Origin of the sequence: Burkholderia oklahomensis C6786, from assembly GCF_000959365.1 — a bacterium.
GTDB lineage: Bacteria > Pseudomonadota > Gammaproteobacteria > Burkholderiales > Burkholderiaceae > Burkholderia > Burkholderia oklahomensis.
The window spans coordinates 1,823,576-1,840,162 of sequence record NZ_CP009556.1 but is presented as its reverse complement, the minus strand read 5'-3'; the positions used below and the strand labels follow the sequence as shown (position 1 = coordinate 1,840,162).

Annotated in this window: 10 protein-coding genes and 1 pseudogene; 7 read left to right on the top strand and 4 right to left on the bottom strand. The window is 65.5% G+C overall.

Annotated elements, in window-relative coordinates:
* Window positions 1–57: 57 nt before the first annotated feature.
* Window positions 58–921, bottom strand: a complete 864-nt coding sequence (locus BG90_RS25925; protein ID WP_025990239.1) for a hypothetical protein — start codon at window positions 919–921, stop codon at window positions 58–60.
* A 780-nt stretch (window positions 922–1,701) separates the two neighbouring features.
* Here BG90_RS25925 and BG90_RS25915 point away from each other — a divergent pair.
* The 7 genes and pseudogenes from BG90_RS25915 to BG90_RS33975 all read left to right on the top strand — a co-directional run.
* Entirely contained in the window at window positions 1,702–3,090 is a 1,389-nt protein-coding gene (locus BG90_RS25915; RefSeq protein ID WP_010118960.1) for a uracil-xanthine permease family protein, read from the top strand.
* A gap of 800 nt (window positions 3,091–3,890) precedes the next feature.
* Window positions 3,891–6,077: a glucosidase family protein gene (locus BG90_RS25910; RefSeq protein ID WP_010118962.1), complete on the top strand. Its 2,187-nt coding sequence runs from the start codon at window positions 3,891–3,893 to the stop codon at window positions 6,075–6,077.
* A 578-nt stretch (window positions 6,078–6,655) separates the two neighbouring features.
* Entirely contained in the window at window positions 6,656–7,879 is a 1,224-nt protein-coding gene (locus BG90_RS37565) for a YncE family protein (protein WP_232355225.1), read from the top strand.
* 125 nt (window positions 7,880–8,004) lie between these two features.
* Entirely contained in the window at window positions 8,005–9,378 is a 1,374-nt protein-coding gene (locus BG90_RS25900) for an NAD(P)/FAD-dependent oxidoreductase (RefSeq protein ID WP_045568451.1), read from the top strand.
* A 514-nt stretch (window positions 9,379–9,892) separates the two neighbouring features.
* Entirely contained in the window at window positions 9,893–10,864 is a 972-nt protein-coding gene (locus tag BG90_RS25895) for a polyprenyl synthetase family protein (RefSeq protein ID WP_025990241.1), read from the top strand.
* A gap of 127 nt (window positions 10,865–10,991) precedes the next feature.
* Window positions 10,992–12,092 (top strand): terpene synthase family protein, encoded by a 1,101-nt coding sequence (locus tag BG90_RS25890; RefSeq protein WP_045568571.1) that lies wholly within the window; start codon window positions 10,992–10,994, stop codon window positions 12,090–12,092.
* 196 nt (window positions 12,093–12,288) lie between these two features.
* Window positions 12,289–12,513: pseudogene (locus BG90_RS33975) on the top strand (IS6 family transposase); the annotation flags it as partial.
* Between the two features lie 297 nt (window positions 12,514–12,810).
* Here BG90_RS33975 and BG90_RS25885 read toward each other — a convergent pair.
* From BG90_RS25885 to BG90_RS25875, 3 genes are read right to left on the bottom strand one after another with little or no spacing between them, the layout of a single operon-like run.
* Window positions 12,811–13,833 (bottom strand): histone deacetylase family protein, encoded by a 1,023-nt coding sequence (locus BG90_RS25885; RefSeq protein ID WP_010118971.1) that lies wholly within the window; start codon window positions 13,831–13,833, stop codon window positions 12,811–12,813.
* A gap of 25 nt (window positions 13,834–13,858) precedes the next feature.
* Window positions 13,859–15,190: a Zn-dependent hydrolase gene (locus BG90_RS25880; protein ID WP_025990242.1), complete on the bottom strand. Its 1,332-nt coding sequence runs from the start codon at window positions 15,188–15,190 to the stop codon at window positions 13,859–13,861.
* 22 nt (window positions 15,191–15,212) lie between these two features.
* Window positions 15,213–16,532: an MFS transporter gene (locus BG90_RS25875; protein ID WP_010109127.1), complete on the bottom strand. Its 1,320-nt coding sequence runs from the start codon at window positions 16,530–16,532 to the stop codon at window positions 15,213–15,215.
* Between the last annotated feature and the right edge of the window lie 55 nt (window positions 16,533–16,587).

Here is a 16,587-nt window from a genome sequence, read left to right as displayed (position 1 = left end):
GCGCGCGCCTCGATGCGCGCCGCGAAGGGCCCGGGCCCCTCGCGACGGCTCAGCCGATCAGCTGCACGACAGCGCCGCGACCCCGGCGATCGCGCCGGCCGTCGGCGCCTGCACGGTATAGGCAACGAGCAGATACGGCTTCGCGGCATCCGCGCCGCCGAACTGGCTCATCACCTGGTACTGGTTGACGCGGCTCATCCCCAGACCGACCGGCAGCGCGGCGAGCGTCACGTTCCGCGGCGTGTCGCTGCCGATCGAATACTGGAACGTCAGGTCGTAGACGACCGACGTCGGCATCGCGGGGTTCGGATAGACCTTCGCGCTCGCGCCCGTCAGCGCGCCGGGCGCCGTGTTGCCGTCGACCGCGAACGGACGCGTGGCGGCGGCGAGCGAGCACGTGAGCGACTGGTTCGCCGCGAGCGCCACGCTGACCGGCGTGCCGAGCGCCCACAGGCGGCCCTGGTTCGCGTTGTACGTGTTGCCGCGCGAGTCGTTGCCGTTCGTCCAGCGGCCGATCGCGAACTGGCCGTTGCCCGCGAGATCGGTCACGGTGCCGGCGACGAGCGTGGCCATTTCGGAGAACTTCGTGTAGACGCCGGGCGCGTCCTGCTTGAGCGACGCCTCTTCGATCCGGCCGTAGACGGAATCGCCGACGAGCGAGCCGTAGTTCGACGATGCGACGGGCGGAAACACGATCTGCAGATAACCGTTCGCGGCGAGCACCGACTGCGACTGACCTTCGATCTTGACCCGTGACTGCGCGGGCGCGGGCACGGCGGCGGTGCCGCCCGCCGACGCGTTGCTCGACGCGCCGCCGCCGTCATCGCCGCCGCCGCACGCGCTCAGGCCGATCGCAGCAAACAGCATCGCGGCCAGCGTCTTCGTCAGGCTCGCGCCTTTACCCCGTACAACGTATTGCATTCCTTTTTTCCTCTTTCTTGTTGAAGTGAATCGGGCCGGAATCTCTCTATCCCGGCCGGTACGACGACAGGCCGGCACGACGTGCCGGCCTGGAACTGCAAAGCGGTAAGGCGCTCATTGAAGCTGCCCGGCTTGGACGGTGCGTTGCCCGACGACGAGTCATGCTCGATCGGGCGCGCCGTCCCGCCGACGCACGGCGGGTCGCCGGCTGCGGTGCGCGCATCGCGCTGCGGCGCCGGCTGCGCAATCGGAACGCGGGTCTAGTCGAACGGCGGATGCGCCGGATCGGGCGCGGCGATTTCCCCGGAGGTCGCCGTCAAAGCAGCAACGTCAGGACGCCGATCGAGGTTTTTCGCTGCGCGGGCGCGCTGCGGCAATCGTCGCATCCGCGGACGACGCGCGATCTCGGACGGGATGCGTTGCGCGCACGCGGAAACCGCTCGTCAACGTCGACATCGACGCGGCCGACGGCTCTCTCTTCATCGTTCGCGTCGTGATACAGGCCAGTCGCGCGGAAATCTAACCGAAAAAATCGTAGGCGTAATGTCAGATCAACGGGAGCGTGCGTTTTGTACAACATTCTGCTGATTCGGACATTCCATCCTGTCGTCCCGTGATAACCGGACTGTGATTTCTGGCTCGTGACATGCGAGCCAATCGTTCCATTGCTTCGGCGCCCGCGCGGCGCGAGCGCGGACGGCCAACCGGCGGCCTTGCCGGGCGCAGGCGGAGCCTTCCCGTTAAAATCCCGCACTTTCCACCTGGACCGGCCCTTCCGCCATGCAACCCGCCCCTCTCGCCCAACCCGCTTCCCGCGGCGCCGACGACGCCGAATCCGCGCAAGACCTCGTCTACGGCCCCGACGACCGGCCCGCCCCGGCGGTCGCCTTCATCGCCGCCCTGCAACATCTGCTGGCCATCCTGGTGCCCATCGTCACGCCCGGCCTGCTGATCTGCCAGGCCCTGGGCGTGCCCAGCCGCGATACGACGCTGATCGTGTCGATGTCGCTGGTGATCTCGGGCATCGCGACCTTCGTCCAGTGCAGACGCGTCGGCCCGCTGGGCGCCGGCCTGCTCATCGTCCAGGGCACGAGCTTCAACTTCGTCGGCCCGCTCATCGCCGGCGGCAGCCTGATGGTCAAGCAAGGCGCGCCGGTCGAAACCGTGATGGCCGCGATCTTCGGCGTCGTCATCGCCGGTTCCTTCGTCGAGATGGGCGTTTCCCGCATCCTGCCCTTCGTCAAGCGCCTCATCACCCCGCTGGTCACCGGCATCGTGGTCCTGCTGATCGGCCTCACCCTCATCAAGGTCGGCCTCGTCAGCATGGGCGGCGGCTACGGCGCGATGGCCAAGGGCAGCTTCGCCAGCGCCGAAAACCTGACCCTCTCCGGCCTCGTCCTGGGCACCATCATCCTGCTCAACCGGGTGCCCGTCGTCTGGGTGCGCAGCACCGCGCTCGTCATCGCGCTGGCGATCGGCTATCTCGCGGCCGCCGCCATGGGCCGTCTGGACTTCACCGGCGCGCGCGAAGCCGCGCTGTTCCAGATCCCCGCGCCGCTGCACTTCGGCATCGGTTTCTCGTGGTCGCTCTTCGTGCCCATGCTGATCATCTACCTGGTCACCTCGCTCGAAGCCATCGGCGACGTCACGGCCACCAGCAAGATCTCGAAGCAGCCCGTCGAAGGTCCATTGTGGATGCGGCGCATCAAGGGCGGCGTGCTCGTCAACGGCGCCAACTCGCTGCTGGCCGGCGTCTTCAACACCTTCCCCAGCTCCGTCTTCGCCCAGAACAACGGCGTGATCCAGCTCACCGGCATCGCCAGCCGCCATGTGGGCATCTGGATCGCGGGCATGCTCGTCCTGCTGGGCCTGTTCCCTCCCGTCGCGGGCGTGCTGCAAGCCGTGCCCGAGCCCGTGCTGGGCGGCGCCGCGATGGTGATGTTCGGCGCGGTGGCCGCTTCCGGCATCAACATCCTCGCGGGCATCCGGCTGGACCGCCGCGCGCTGCTGATCATCGCCGTCTCCCTGGCGCTGGGCCTCGGCGTGTCCCAGGTGCCGGAGATCCTGACCAGCCTGCCGCACGCGCTCAAGAACGTGCTGGAATCGGGCGTCGCCACGGGCGGCATCTGCGCGCTCGTGATGAACTGGTTCCTGCCGGAGAAGAAATGAAGCGCCGACGGGGCCGCCCGGCCAAAAAAGACCTGGCCGCCCTGTCGCATCGAACGGTCCGGATAAGCGAACGCCTGGCCCATCTCGCTCGTCACGACGGGCGCCTGACGCCTGTACGCGACGGATAGCCGGACGAGCGGCCGGATGGCAAATCGCATCGCAAGAATGCAGCAGGCGATTGATATATCGATACTCGTCAAAGGCAATCAGAGCAGTACGCCATCCTCACGGAAACATCCTTTCGCGAATCGAGCGCGAACGACCCGATCGATTATTGAATCAGGATTATCAATTCAATTATTTTTAGAATCATTAACGATAATTCGTATCGGCAACGCTCATGGCGATCCGCATTCCCGCCCCAATCATGTGACGATTGGTTTAGCATGCAATCGTGCTGACGTCCCACGCCTACGTGTGGAAGCGAGCGCGCGGCACGCGACGTAGCCGAAGTCCGAATGTTTGCGCCGAGGCGCGATAGGCTCGCGTCGCCCTCGGACGGCTCGACGCGCATCGACGCGCCGCGCCCCATCCGCATCCCGCCCGGCTCGCGATCGGCGGCCGCAGCATCGGCTCCGCCGGCCCGAGCGGCTCCGGCTACGCGCGCCACGCGCGCACGGCAACCGCACGTTGCTGCGTCCGCCCGCATTCCGCATCCCGCGCGACAGAGCGAATCCGGCCGTCTCGCACAAGGCATCCCGTTTCAAGCGTCATTCAGCCGTGCTTTCGCGTGTCCGGCGACGTCTCGTCATCGGACATATCGACACAATTTCACTTGCCCACGAGCAAATGGAGGAGATATGCAGACGCGTCTCGATACGAGGAAGGTCTTCACCTATTTGTTTGCATTTTTCATTGCCTTTCTCGCGAGCTGTTCCGATCACGACGACATTTCGGGCGGCGGCGATCCGCCCGCGTCCGCGCTCGCGTTCAGGCTCGATCGCGGCGGGCAGATCAACGCGTTCTATCGGCAGGACAAGATCGCCGCGCATCTGCTGATGCGCTCGTCGACGAAGCCGCGCCTCCTCGTCGTCTTTCCGGCGGGCAACAGCGGCACGGGCCTCTGGTTCGGCGACACGCCGCAGCCCGTCAACTGGAGCCAGGACACGCCGATCGCGCCCGTCACGACGCAGGACGCGGCGGGCCGGCCGCTGTACGGGATCGGTGTCGACGTGTCGGCCGACGTGAGCAGCCTGTCGATCAAGCAGGCGCTGCTGAGCTCCGTGCGCTTCCTGCGCGACTACAACGGCGGCGCGACCGTGCCTTCCGACATCGTCGCGCAGCCGTCCGTGTCGGACAACGTCGCGACGTGGCAGCGCAATCGCGTCGACGGCGCGCCGGGCTACGCGTTGCGCGTCACGGTGCTCGACGGCGGCGCGGTGGCCGCCGACGGCACCGGCAGGCTCATGCTGCAATCGCCGTCCGGCGCGCCGACGCTGCGCCTGCGCGTCGAAGCGTTCAGCGGCGAGACGCCGCTGCAGCCGATCACGCGCGCGAATCTGTTCACGTCGGCGGTGAACCCCGATCCGCTGAGCCAGGATGTGTTCGAATTCCTGAGCTTCCACGACAAGCTGCTCGCCGGCTCCTGGCAGTACGACACCTACTTCGGCCGCGACACGCTGATCTCGGTGCGCATGCTGATGCCCGTGCTGCAGCCGGACGTGATCGAAGCCGGCCTCGGCTCGGTGCTCGACCGCCTGTCGCCGGACGGCAAGGTCGCGCACGAGGAAGGCATCGGCGAATTCGCGCTGATCGACAACCTCAAGCACGGCCGCCCGAACGATCCGACGCCGACCTACGACTACAAGATGATCGACGGCGACTACCTGCTCGCGCCGATCATGGAAGACTGGCTGATCGAGGATCCGCGCGGTCAGGCGCGCGCCGCCGCGTACCTCGCGCAGGCCGGCGGCGACGGCGTCGCGAACGGCCGCCGCTTCGTCAGCAATCTGGTGCGCGTCGTCCAGACCGCGCAGCCGTTCGCGCAGCAGGCGCTCGCGGCGAACCTGATCCGGCTGCGTCCCGGCGAGATCGTCGGCAACTGGCGCGACAGCACCGACGGCATCGGCGGCGGCGTTTATCCGTACGACGTCAACGTCGCGCTCGTGCCGGCCGCGTTGCGCGCGACGAGCAACTTTCTCGCGCGCGGTCTGCTGGATCCGTACCTGAGCGCCGATCAACGCGCCGTCCTCGCGAACGCGGGCGCGGCGGCGGCCGTCTGGGAGCGCGCCGCGCCGCCGTACTTCCAGGTCGCCGTCACGCCGAACGACGCGCGCGCGAAGCTTGCCGCATACGCGCCGCAGGCGGGCGTGCCGGCCGGCACGGTGCCGAACGCCGCGCTGCAGTTCGACGCGATCGCGCTCGACGCGCGCGGCTACCCGATCCCGATCATGCATTCGGACGGCGGCTTCGTGTTGCTGTTCGGCAATCCGCCGCCGGACCTGCTCGCGCGCATCGTCACCGACGTGATGCGGCCGTTCCCGGTCGGGCTCGTGACCGACGTCGGCATGCTGATCGCGAATCCGGCCTACGCGGACCCGACGCTGTGGCCGCGCTTCACGAACTCCGCGTATCACGGCACGGTGATCTGGTCGTGGCAGCAGGCGATGTGGGTCGCGGGCCTCGACCGGCAGCTCGCGCGCACCGATTTGCCGGGCGACGTGCGCACGCTGCTCACGCAGGCGCGGCAGCAGATCTGGCAGGTGATCGCAAACGCGAAGGACATGCGCTTGACCGAGATGTGGTCGTGGTCGTATGCGAACGGGCAATACCAGACCGAAGCGTTCGGCACGCGCAGCACCGACGTGACCGAGGCGAACGCCGCGCAATTGTGGAGTACGACGTATCTGGCGATCCAGGATCCGAAGCTGCGGGCGGGCAAGTACTGGTGGGAAGCCCGCGCGGCCGACGGCGTGACGCCGCGCAACGGCGCGACGGAAGCGGCGGCTTCCAGCCGGACGAGCGGCGCGCGCGGCGCGGCTTCGTGATCGTTCGAAGCCCTGAATAGCGGATTGCTCGAAGGCGAGCTGCGCGCGGCGACGCATGATGCGGGATCGACTCGCCGCGCCGGTTCGATCGGACCGGCGCGGCGTCGATCCCGATGTCGGCCGGTTCGGCATTCGCCGGGGTGCGCGCCGGTGCGCGCATGGCCGTCGCGCGCCGCGCACCGCGCGCTTCATGTCACACGCCTGCATTGTCACGTTCGCCGAGACGGCTGATCACCATCACCGACTGATCCGCCTCCGGCGCTCACATAAACACAAAAACGCTCCAACCCGAATAAATAAACATTCGAGCAATCCGCATTTTAATCCGGATCACCCAAATACCGACGCTTCACGTCGAATATAGATATTCGAATTTATCAGCTTCTCACTAGATAAAAAAATTCCCGCCATTGGATCGGATGACATTTACTTCGGTATAATAATTGCAACCGTTTCCATGGCATTGGCAATTACTAAGCTTTCCCGTCGTTTATCACACTCCCGCGACTCAAATCCCGGGAGAAGGCGCGGTCGTCCTACGAATTTCACACGACAGGTGAAATATGAAGCTACGAGTGATGCTTAAAAACAAGAAAGGAACAACGCGAATCTCATTTTCATGGCTTGACGGCCTCTTCCTTTCCCTCTGCGCGTTCGCGCGCAAGCAGCCGCCCGCCGGCGGCTCTGCCCGGAAGCGTACACGCCGCGGCCATATCGGATACGCGCTGATCCCGCTTGTAATCGGTTGGTCCGCCTTCGCGTGCGCCGCCAGTTCGCCGGGCCCGGAAGGCGAGCTATATCTTCCGGAAGCGCATCTCAATCAAATCGCCGTCATCGATACCAGGACGGCCAAAGTCAGCCGGCGTATTCCAATCAACGACATTCCGGTTCTGCCGCTCGGCAGCCGGCCAACGGTGCTGATCGCGACGCCGGATGGGAACAAGATCTATAGCGACAATTTCGGTCTCATTCCACCGACGGTCACGGCCATCGACAGAAAAACCGGCAAAATCAAATCGATCAAGCTGACGAGCGTGCCGCTCGGCGCCTCCATCTCGATCGACGGCAAGGAAATCTATCTGCCTCAAGGCACTTACAGTGTGGAAGTCGTCGACACCAGTAGCGACGAGGTCGTCCGGCGTCTTACGTTCGACGATGTTCCGGTGGCGGCAATCGAAGGGCCGGACCGGAATTTATACGTCGGCTTCGCGAACGGCTCGCTCGGCGCCTTCGATCCCCAAACCGGCAAGGCCGTACGCAAGCCCATCGAAACGAGCGGCACGCTACCTGCCTGGTTCACCTTCACGCGCGACGGCAAGAAGCTGTACGTGGACGCGGTGAACGCGATCGACGTGATCGATCTGCCGAACTGGAAGCTCGTCAAGTCGATCCCGACAGGCGACGAAACATCGCAACGCTCGGCCGATCCGTGGCCATTCACGTCGACGCTCACGCCGAACGGCAAGAAACTCTATGTCACGCTGCTCGGCGGCTCCGGAGTCCTGGCTATCGACGTCGCCACGGACACGATAATCGCGAGGATCAGGACCGCCGGCTCGACCACAGGCGTCGCCTTCAGCGACGACGGAACGCGAGGCTACATTTCCGACATGGGGCCATCGTTGTCGTTCCTGAAATCGCCGGTCGGCGGCGCGTTGCTCGGAAACGCCTGGATCGGCTTCGGCATGCTGGGCTCCGGACAAGTCGTCGTCTTCGACCCGAGAACGGACGAAATACTCGGCGATCCCATCCCGACCACGCCGGGCCCAGGCATCCCGGTCTGGCTTCCGTTGCACCGCTAGCGCCTAGTCGCCGGAGCGCGTAGGCCCGCTCGAGCCGCATCACGCCGTTCAAAACCGGCTCGTCGACGGCGTTTCTACGTGCTCCGCGATGCGGCACCCGCCCACTCATTCAATCGACTTCCATCATGCCAGCATCCAAACACGAACATGCGGTAGTGATCGGCGGCAGCATCGCGGGCTGTCTGACCGCCGAAATATTGTCACGCCACTTCACGACGGTGACGATCGTGGAAAAGGGTGACTTCGACGACAAGACCAGCGATCGCCAGGGCGTGCCACAGGAAAAGCACACGCACGTTCTGCTGCTCGAAGGCCAGCGCCTGATGGAAGAGATCTTTCCCGGTTTGACGAATGATCTGGTTCAAGCGGGCGCGGTTGGCGCCGATCTCATCAACGACGTCCAATGGTTCCAATACGGTCTTTGGAAACAATGTTACGCCAGCAAGCTGCATTCGCTGTTCTTCAGCAGGCGCTTCCTCGACAATTACCTGCGCGGCCGGATACGCCGGAATCCGAAGATCGTCGTTCGATCGGAAACCGCCGTCACGGATCTGCTCGTATCGAGCGCGAACGGTCGCCCTGCCGTCGCAGGCGTGAAGATCTCGACGCCAGCCGGCGTCGACACGCTGTGCGGAAACTTGGTCATCGATGCGAGCGGCAGAGGATCGCGCACGGCGAACTGGCTCGCGGCCGCCGGTCTCGACGAAACACCGCGCATGCTGATCGAGACGCATCTGGGATACGCGTCCAGAATCTATCGACGCAGCCCCGCACACAAGGACTGGCGGGCCGTGGTGATTTGGCCGACGCCGCCGGAACAGAAGCGCATCGGGCTGATGCTGCCCATCGAAGGCGATCGATGGATGGTGTCCGCCGGCGGATGGTTCGACGCCTTTCCAAAGCCGAATCCCGACGAATTCGTCGAATTCATGCGCACCTTGCCCGTTCCGGACATATACGATCGCCTCGGTCAGGCTGAACCGGTGTCCGAAGTATCGGGGTTCAAGGTTCCCGGCAGTCAGTGGCGTCGCTATGACCAATTCGACGGTTTTCCGGACGGGCTGCTCGTCGTCGGCGACGCGCTGTGCAGCATCAATCCCTTCTTCGGCCAGGGCATGACGCTATGCGCGATGCAGGCGCACTGCCTCACGCGCCATCTTCCTCGATGGCTCGACGGCCGCTGCTCGACGCATGAGATTCAATCGCAATTCGTTCCCATCGTCCGCGCGTCGTGGGACATGGCGACGGCAGAGGACATGCGCTTTCCCCAAACCGCGGGCGAGCGGACGTTGTCGACTCGCATCATGCATTGGTACGGCGCCGGGCTGGCCCGCGCGTCCGCGTCGAGTCGTCTCGCCAGACAGGCTCAGCTCGAAGTCATTCACTTGACGAAATCGCCCAATCGTCTACTCCACCCGGGCATTTTCGCCAGGGTTCTCGTCGACAGCCTGCCTACTCCGAGCATTTTCAGGAGGCACGCGTTCGCCCGCGATACGTGATGTGGTCACCACCGACAGCCAGAAAGCGATCATGCGCCAGCCGATCGAAGCGCGTCTGCGCGATCGTCGCCGATGGCCGGCTTGGTATCGCTCAAATAACTTGGACACACACCTGGCAAATCGTCCGCTCATCATTCTTCAGTGCGAACTACGAGGATCGACATGAAATTCATTGCGCCCCACCTTCACGCCCTTGTGACGCCCCCAGCGTCGGCAATGTCGATGCAAGTGCGAAGCGAGGCCCGGGTTGACGCATCACCTTTTTTTTCGCATAGGTTGCTCGCCGGGTCACGCGTCGTCGCGGCCTCGGCGTGATCCGTTTCACCGAACGTCGCGAACGAACATAAGCCGGTCCCGGCCAACGCCGAGGCTTCGTCGAATCCGCGCGATCGCATGCGCCGCAACGTGACGGCACCGTCCATGCGCTATGGCGACGCCGGGTCTGCGTGCACGGCCAACCGCTTTCGCATTCCATCGGCGGAATCATTCCATGTCCACTTGCTGGGAGAACGTCATGAACGCGGACATCGCCAAGACGGCCGATTACGGCCCCACAGCGGACGACTTCCCAGTCGAGCCGCCGAGCGCACGCTCACTCGATATCGACGGTTGGACCAAAGCGGCCATCCGGCAAACGGAAACGGCGCTCGATCGTCTATTGCCGCCCGACGATGCGCCGCCTTCCGATTTGCATGCGGCCATGCGATATGCCGTCTTCGGCGGCGGGAAACGTCTACGCCCGTTGCTTTGCCACGCAGCCGGCGAACTGGTCGACGCTTCGCGCGACGTCCTTGCGCCAGTTTCCGCCGCAATCGAGATGATCCACGTATTCTCGCTGATCCAGGACGACTTGCCTGCGATGGACAACGACGACACGCGGCATGGCAAGCCGTCGCTGCACACCAAGTACGACGTCGCGACGGCACTGCTGGCCTGCGACGGCCTCATTTCACAGGCATTTCTCACACTGAGCGAAATTCCGCTGCCGACGGATGGTCGTGTCGCGCTCGCGCACGAACTGGCGTCCTCGATAGGATCGTCGGGATTGACGGGAGGTCAGTACATCGACTTGACGAGCGTCGGCACGCATCTGAATCGCGAAGAACTGGAGCGCATGCACCGAATGAAGACCGGCGCATTGATTCGGGCGTCCGTGAGAATGGGCGTATTGTGCGGCTCAGGCTGCCGCACCGAGTCGAGCGCGGCATGGAACGCGATGGGCGAATACGGCAATCTGCTCGGCCTCGCCTACCAGGTGGTCGACGACATTCTCGACTCGACCTCCGATCTCTCCACGCTCGGCAAGACGGCGGGAAAGGATGCGCAGGTCAACAAACCGACTTACGTCACCATGCTGGGACTCGATGCGTCACGCGCGTGGGCGCACTGGCTGGCCGACGAAGCGCTCGCGGCGCTCGCGCCGTTCAATGCCAAAGCGGATTTTCTGAGAGAGATGATCGGGCGCGTCGTGCGTCGCCTGTCCTGATCCGAGGTCACGGACCGTTCGGAGCCCGCCGTGCCTCGCCGGCCGAGCGCGGCTCCCGGCGCGACTTCCTATCCCATCTCCACGACGCACGCTTTCGAACGGGAAGAGAAATCCTATGGCCCCGCCCATGAATCAAATCGCGCCGTCAATACTGTGTCCGTTTCCGTTGAAGGAGCTTCAACCGGTCGACGACTACGTCGATCGAACGGCGGGCTGGCTGATTCAGCGAGGTCTCGTCGACTGCGACGGGCACGCGCGCGCGCTGGCCGGTGTAGGCGCCCATTACATGAAGTGCTGCTATCCGGGCATCCAGCCCGATCAAATGCAGGACTTCTCCGATTTCGCCGCATGGAACTGCCTGTTGGACGATTTCGTCGAGAAAGGTCCGTTGAGCGCCGATCTTCCTAGGCTCACGCACTTTTTAAAATCGATCGGATACCTATGCGAAGCGTCGAATTACATTCGTCCGTCTGATTTCGGATTTGACGGAGGCTATCGCATTGCCGAGTCACTCATCGACGTGAAAGTCAGAATCAACGCATGGACATCCCCCGCACAGATCGACCGCCTGATGCGTGCCACCAGTCACTTCATGTCAGGCCTCGCGTGGGAGGCCGCCTTCACGAAGATCGGGGACGCGCCCGATCTCAACGTCTACTGTGCCATCAGGACCGCAAACGTCGGCATGCACATGGCCAACGCATTGGCGGAATGCGTCAACGACGTCGCAATGACGCCTGCCGAGCGGGCGAACCCGGTCATCCAGGTGTTGACGCAATGCATCTTGTTCGTGCTCGTCATAGATAATGACATTTACTCGCACCACAAGGAAAAAAACGATGGCGCCGCCTATCCAAGCATCATCGACGTCCTCGCGCAGTCGCGCGACGATCGCGATCCTGACAAGGCCCGGTCGGACGCGCTCGATCTGCGAAACCAGTGCCTACTCTGCTATCTAGCGTTGAAAAAAAAATGCCAACGGTCTGTCGGCGCCCGGCTCGACATGTATTTCAAGGGACTCGAAGACATCATCAGTGGCAATCTGGTGTTCGGCAGCACCTGCCCCCGCTATACCGCCCCCGGCAGTCCCCAATTCCTCGGAAATACGAACGTGCGGCACGTAAGATCCGACAGCGTTCAGATCGAGGTCGTCGATACCCTGGACTGCCCCATATCGCCGCCGAGGCATATTCCTTCGATCGGCTGGTGGTGGTCGCTGCTGGAGTAGACCGTCTGCCGCCGCTGTGTACGGTCCGCTCCGCACCATCGACGATCCCGCTAGCTCGCGCCGGCTTGATCGTTCCGATCTCGATCAATTAGCGTGCGCGCTTTGCGCTTTCGCGCTGGATAGCATGTCTCGAACCGGCGGCTATCTGTCGTGGAGGCATTGCCACGTTCGCGGGCTGGCCAGCTAAGATGACGTGATGAAGAAAACGAAATCGCTGTATCGTGATCACCGGTTTCCGGCGCCGATCATCAACCTCTCGGTGCGCGGGCATTCCCGCTTTCAACTCAGCCTTCGCGACGTCGGGGAGTCGCTGTTCGAGTGCGGCGTGACCGTCAGCCACGAATCGATCCGTCGGTGAACGGACAAACTCGGCGCCAACGTCGCGCATCGAGTCAAAGCGGCTCGCGCCAACGTCGCGTCATGCGAGCAGTAACGTGTCAACGCACACACGCCGATGATCGACGCCCGACGCGCTCGCCACATCACAACTCGCCGTTCATTCGTCTATGACCGAACGATCTCGCCGACGCGCCCCGCGCAAGCGCGGCGCAAAAAGAGAAAAGCCGCGCGAGCGACCGCGCGGCAAAATCCGCCTGCATCCAAGGGCCACCACCAGATGGCGGGCGGCGCACTAGCATCAGCCACTAGTGCCGAACCAACGAAACCGAACCGACGTCAGGGCGACGGCTGCGCCGCCCGGGCGTCCCGGCGGGCGCGATCAGCGCGCCGCCTGATAACGCCGAAAAAACGCCGCTGCGTTCTGCGCGAGCGTGTCGAGGTGATAGCCGCCCTCCTGCACGATCAGCGTCGGCAATCGCAACGCGCCGACGAGCGCGCCGAGCCGGCCGAAGCCCGCCGTCGTCACCGCGACCTTCGACTGCGGATCGTCCCGGTACACGTCGAAGCCGAGCGCGAACACGAGCACGTCGGGCGCGAAACGCTCGACGATCGCCTTCGCGCGCTCGAGCTGCGCGAAGAACACCGATTCGTCCGAGCCGTGCGGCATCGGCAGATTCACGTTGCAGCCCTCGCCCCGCCCGGCGCCGCGCTCCTCCTCGTAGCCGACGACGGCCGGATAGAAGTTCGTCGGATCGCCGTGAATCGACACGTACAGCACGTCGTCGCGGTCGTAGAACAGCTCCTGGATGCCCTGACCGTGATGCATGTCGGTATCGAGGATCGCCACTCGCGCGTAGCGGGCGCGCAGCGCCTGCGCGGCGATCGCCGCGTTGTTCAGATAGCAGAAGCCGCCCGCGGCCTCGTGGCGCGCGTGATGGCCGGGCGGACGGCAGAGCGCGTACACGTCGCGCACGCCGTCGCCGAGCGCGGCCGCGCCGGCCAGCGCGTCCTGCGCGGACCAGTACGCGGCCCGATACGTGTGCTCGCCGATCGGGCAGCTGCCGTCCGCGAGATAGCGCGCCGCCTGCGCAAGCACGCCGCGCAGCGGATTCGGCTCGCGCACGTAGATGTTCGAGATCACCTCGGGCCCCCAGTCCTCCGGGATGCGCAGCCACTCGCGATGCGCGTCGGCGAGAAAGCGCAGATATCGCTCGCCGTGCACCGCCGCGAGCGGCGCCGCGCCGAAGTCCGCGGGCGGGCGCACGTCGAAGCCGAGCGACTTCGCCGCATCGACGAGCCGCGCGGCCCGTTCGGGCACTTCGTGCGGCGTGCGCATCTTGCCCCGCGACAGGTAGCTGAGCGGACTGTGCTTCAACTGGTCCGGATGAAAATAAGTCAGCATGCGAGCTCGGCTCTCCGATCGACCGTCAATACGGCTGCGGCAAGGTTTCTGCGGCGTGGGCGTGCGCCGGGTGCTCGTGCACGCCGGCGCGCGCGAGCACCGCGCCGAGCAGCACGTTCGCGCCCGCCGCGACATGCTCGGGCAGCGCGCGCTCGGCCGCGTTGTGCGACAGCCCGTCGATGCACGGGATGAACACCATCGCGGTCGGCACGCAGCGGGCGAGGTGGATCGCGTCATGCCCCGCGCCGCTCACGATCCGCTCGTGCGCATAGCCGCAGCGCTGCGCGGCCGTCTCGACGAGCGCGACGCACGCGGGATCGAACGGCGTCGCGGGGCTCGACCAATGCGCGCCGACGTCGACCGTCACGCCGCGGCGCGCGGCGGTTTGCGCGCATGCGTCGCGCAGCTCGCGCTCGATCGCGTCGAGCCGCGCATCGTCAGGATGACGAAGATCGACGCTGAACACGACACGCTCCGCGATCGTGTTGCGCGACGCGTTCTCGATCGTGCTCTGCCCGATCGTCGCGAGCGCATCCGGCGCGTGGCGCGCGACGAGCGCTTCGAGCGCGAGCGCGATCTCGGCGCTCGCGAACAGCGCGTCCTTCCGATACGGCATCGGCGTCGTGCCCGCGTGCGCGGCGACGCCCGTCACGGTCGCGTCGAGCCAGCGGATCGCCTGCCCGCCCGTCACGACGCCGATCGTCTTGCCGCGCCGCTCGAGCACCGGACCCTGCTCGATGTGCGCTTCGAAGTACGCGTCGACGCGCTCGCGCAGCATCGCGCGCACCTGCTCCGGATCGCACGACGCATGCTGGCCGCGCGCCCAGGCCGCGCGCAGCGGATCGCGATATCCGCACGCATCGAGCGCGTCGGCGAGCGCGACGCCGTCGGCATCGCGCGCCGCGAGCGCCGCATCCAGCGACATCGCGCCCGAAAACACCGCCGAGCCGAGCATCGCCGGCGTGAAGCGCGCTCCCTCCTCGTTGGTCCATGACACGATCTCGAGCGGCTTGCCGGTGACGATCCCGCGGTCGTTCAGCGTGCGCACGAGCTCGAGCGCGGCGAGCACGCCGTACGCGCCGTCGAAGCGCCCGCCCTCGGGCTGCGTGTCGAGATGGCTGCCGATCAGCACGGCCGGATGCGCGTCATCCGCACCGGCACGCCGCGCGAAAAGATTGCCGATCGCATCGACGCGCACCGTCATCCCGGCGTCGCTGCACCACTGCGCGAAGCGCTCGCGGCCGCGCCGATCGGCGTCGGTCAGCGCGAGCCGGCGCACGCCGCCCCGCGCGGTGCCGCCGATTTGCGCGAGTTCCATCAAACTGTCCCATAGTCGCGTACCGTCGATTTGCCACACTGAAGTCTTCCTCCTTCGCGAATCAGCGCGTGAGCACGGCGTCGGCGACGTCGGCCCGCTGATGCCTGCGCGCGTCGAGCGCGATCACGCCGAGCAGCGACAACGCCGCCAGGCACGTATAGAACACCGCAAGCGGCCACCATTGCCCGACGAACCGATGCGCGAGCCACGTGCCGGCGAGCGGCGTCAGGCCGCCCGCGATCGCGCCGCACATCTGGTACGAGATCGAGATCGCCGAATAGCGCACGCGCGTCGGAAACGCGCCGCTCACGAAACCCGCGATCACCGAATAGAAGCCGGCGAGGAACACGGTCGCGAGCGCGATGCCGGTCACCATCGGCACGAGGCGACCCGTCTGCACGAGCATGAACATCGGATACGGCGACGCCATCGCGAAGAGCGCGGCGAGCTTGAGGAAGCGCGCGTCGCCGAGCTTGCCGCCGAGCCACGCGGCGATCGGCTGCGTCACGAACTGGATGATCGCGACGATGAACAGGCAATCGAGGATCAGCGATTTCGTCACGCCGACGTGCTGCGTCGTGAACGCGATCATGAACGTGTTCGTGAAATACAGCCCGGCGATGCCGATCGTGTTTGCGCAGAGGCAGAACAGCACCATCGCGCGCGACGAGCGCAGCACCTCGGCGATCGGCCGCGCGACGGTGCGCGCCATCGTCTTTTCGCGAACGAACTCGGGCGACTCGTCGACCTTCATCCGAACGAACACGCCGACCGCGAGCAGCACGATGCTGGCGAGAAACGGCAGACGCCAGCCCCACGACATGAACGCTTCGTGCTCCATCGAGGTGACCGCGCGAAACGCGACGAGCGACAGGATGAGCCCCGCGGGGCTGCCGAGCTGCGCGAACGACGCGAAGAACGTGCGCCGCCCGTGCGGCGCGTGCTCGCCCGCCATCAGCACCGCGCCGCCCCACTCGCCGCCGACCGCGACGCCCTGCACGATCCGCAGCAGCACGAGCAGCGCGGGCGCGAGCATGCCGACGCGCTCGTAGCTCGGCAGCAGCCCGACGCAGACGGTCGCGACGCCCATCATCGCGAGCGTCGTCATCAGCGCCTTCTTGCGCCCGATCCGATCGCCGAGATGGCCGAAGAGCAGTCCGCCGAACGGCCGCGCGAAGAAGCCGACCGCGAACGTCGCGAACGACGCCATCGTGCTCGAGAACGGATCGTGCGACGGGAAATACAGCTCGCCGAATACCAGCGCGGCCGCGTTCGCATAAATGTAGAAGTCGTACCACTCGATCATCGTGCCGACGAATGCGGCGCCGGCCGCGCGGCGCGGCTGGCGCGCCGGCAGGTTCGGTGGGATGCCCCGGTCCAATGCGATCTCCTCGCTGAAATGTCCGCCTCGGCCGAACGAATCGGGTTCGGCAAGT

Coding starts and splice junctions, on each gene's coding strand:
- BG90_RS25900 (WP_045568451.1), top strand. CDS start 8,005: ATGCCAGCATCCAAACACGAACATGCGGTAGTGATCGGCGGCAGCATC.
- BG90_RS25885 (WP_010118971.1), bottom strand. CDS start 13,833: ATGCTGACTTATTTTCATCCGGACCAGTTGAAGCACAGTCCGCTCAGC.
- BG90_RS25915 (WP_010118960.1), top strand. CDS start 1,702: ATGCAACCCGCCCCTCTCGCCCAACCCGCTTCCCGCGGCGCCGACGAC.
- BG90_RS37565 (WP_232355225.1), top strand. CDS start 6,656: ATGCTTAAAAACAAGAAAGGAACAACGCGAATCTCATTTTCATGGCTT.
- BG90_RS25895 (WP_025990241.1), top strand. CDS start 9,893: ATGAACGCGGACATCGCCAAGACGGCCGATTACGGCCCCACAGCGGAC.
- BG90_RS25925 (WP_025990239.1), bottom strand. CDS start 921: ATGCAATACGTTGTACGGGGTAAAGGCGCGAGCCTGACGAAGACGCTG.
- BG90_RS25910 (WP_010118962.1), top strand. CDS start 3,891: ATGCAGACGCGTCTCGATACGAGGAAGGTCTTCACCTATTTGTTTGCA.
- BG90_RS25890 (WP_045568571.1), top strand. CDS start 10,992: ATGAATCAAATCGCGCCGTCAATACTGTGTCCGTTTCCGTTGAAGGAG.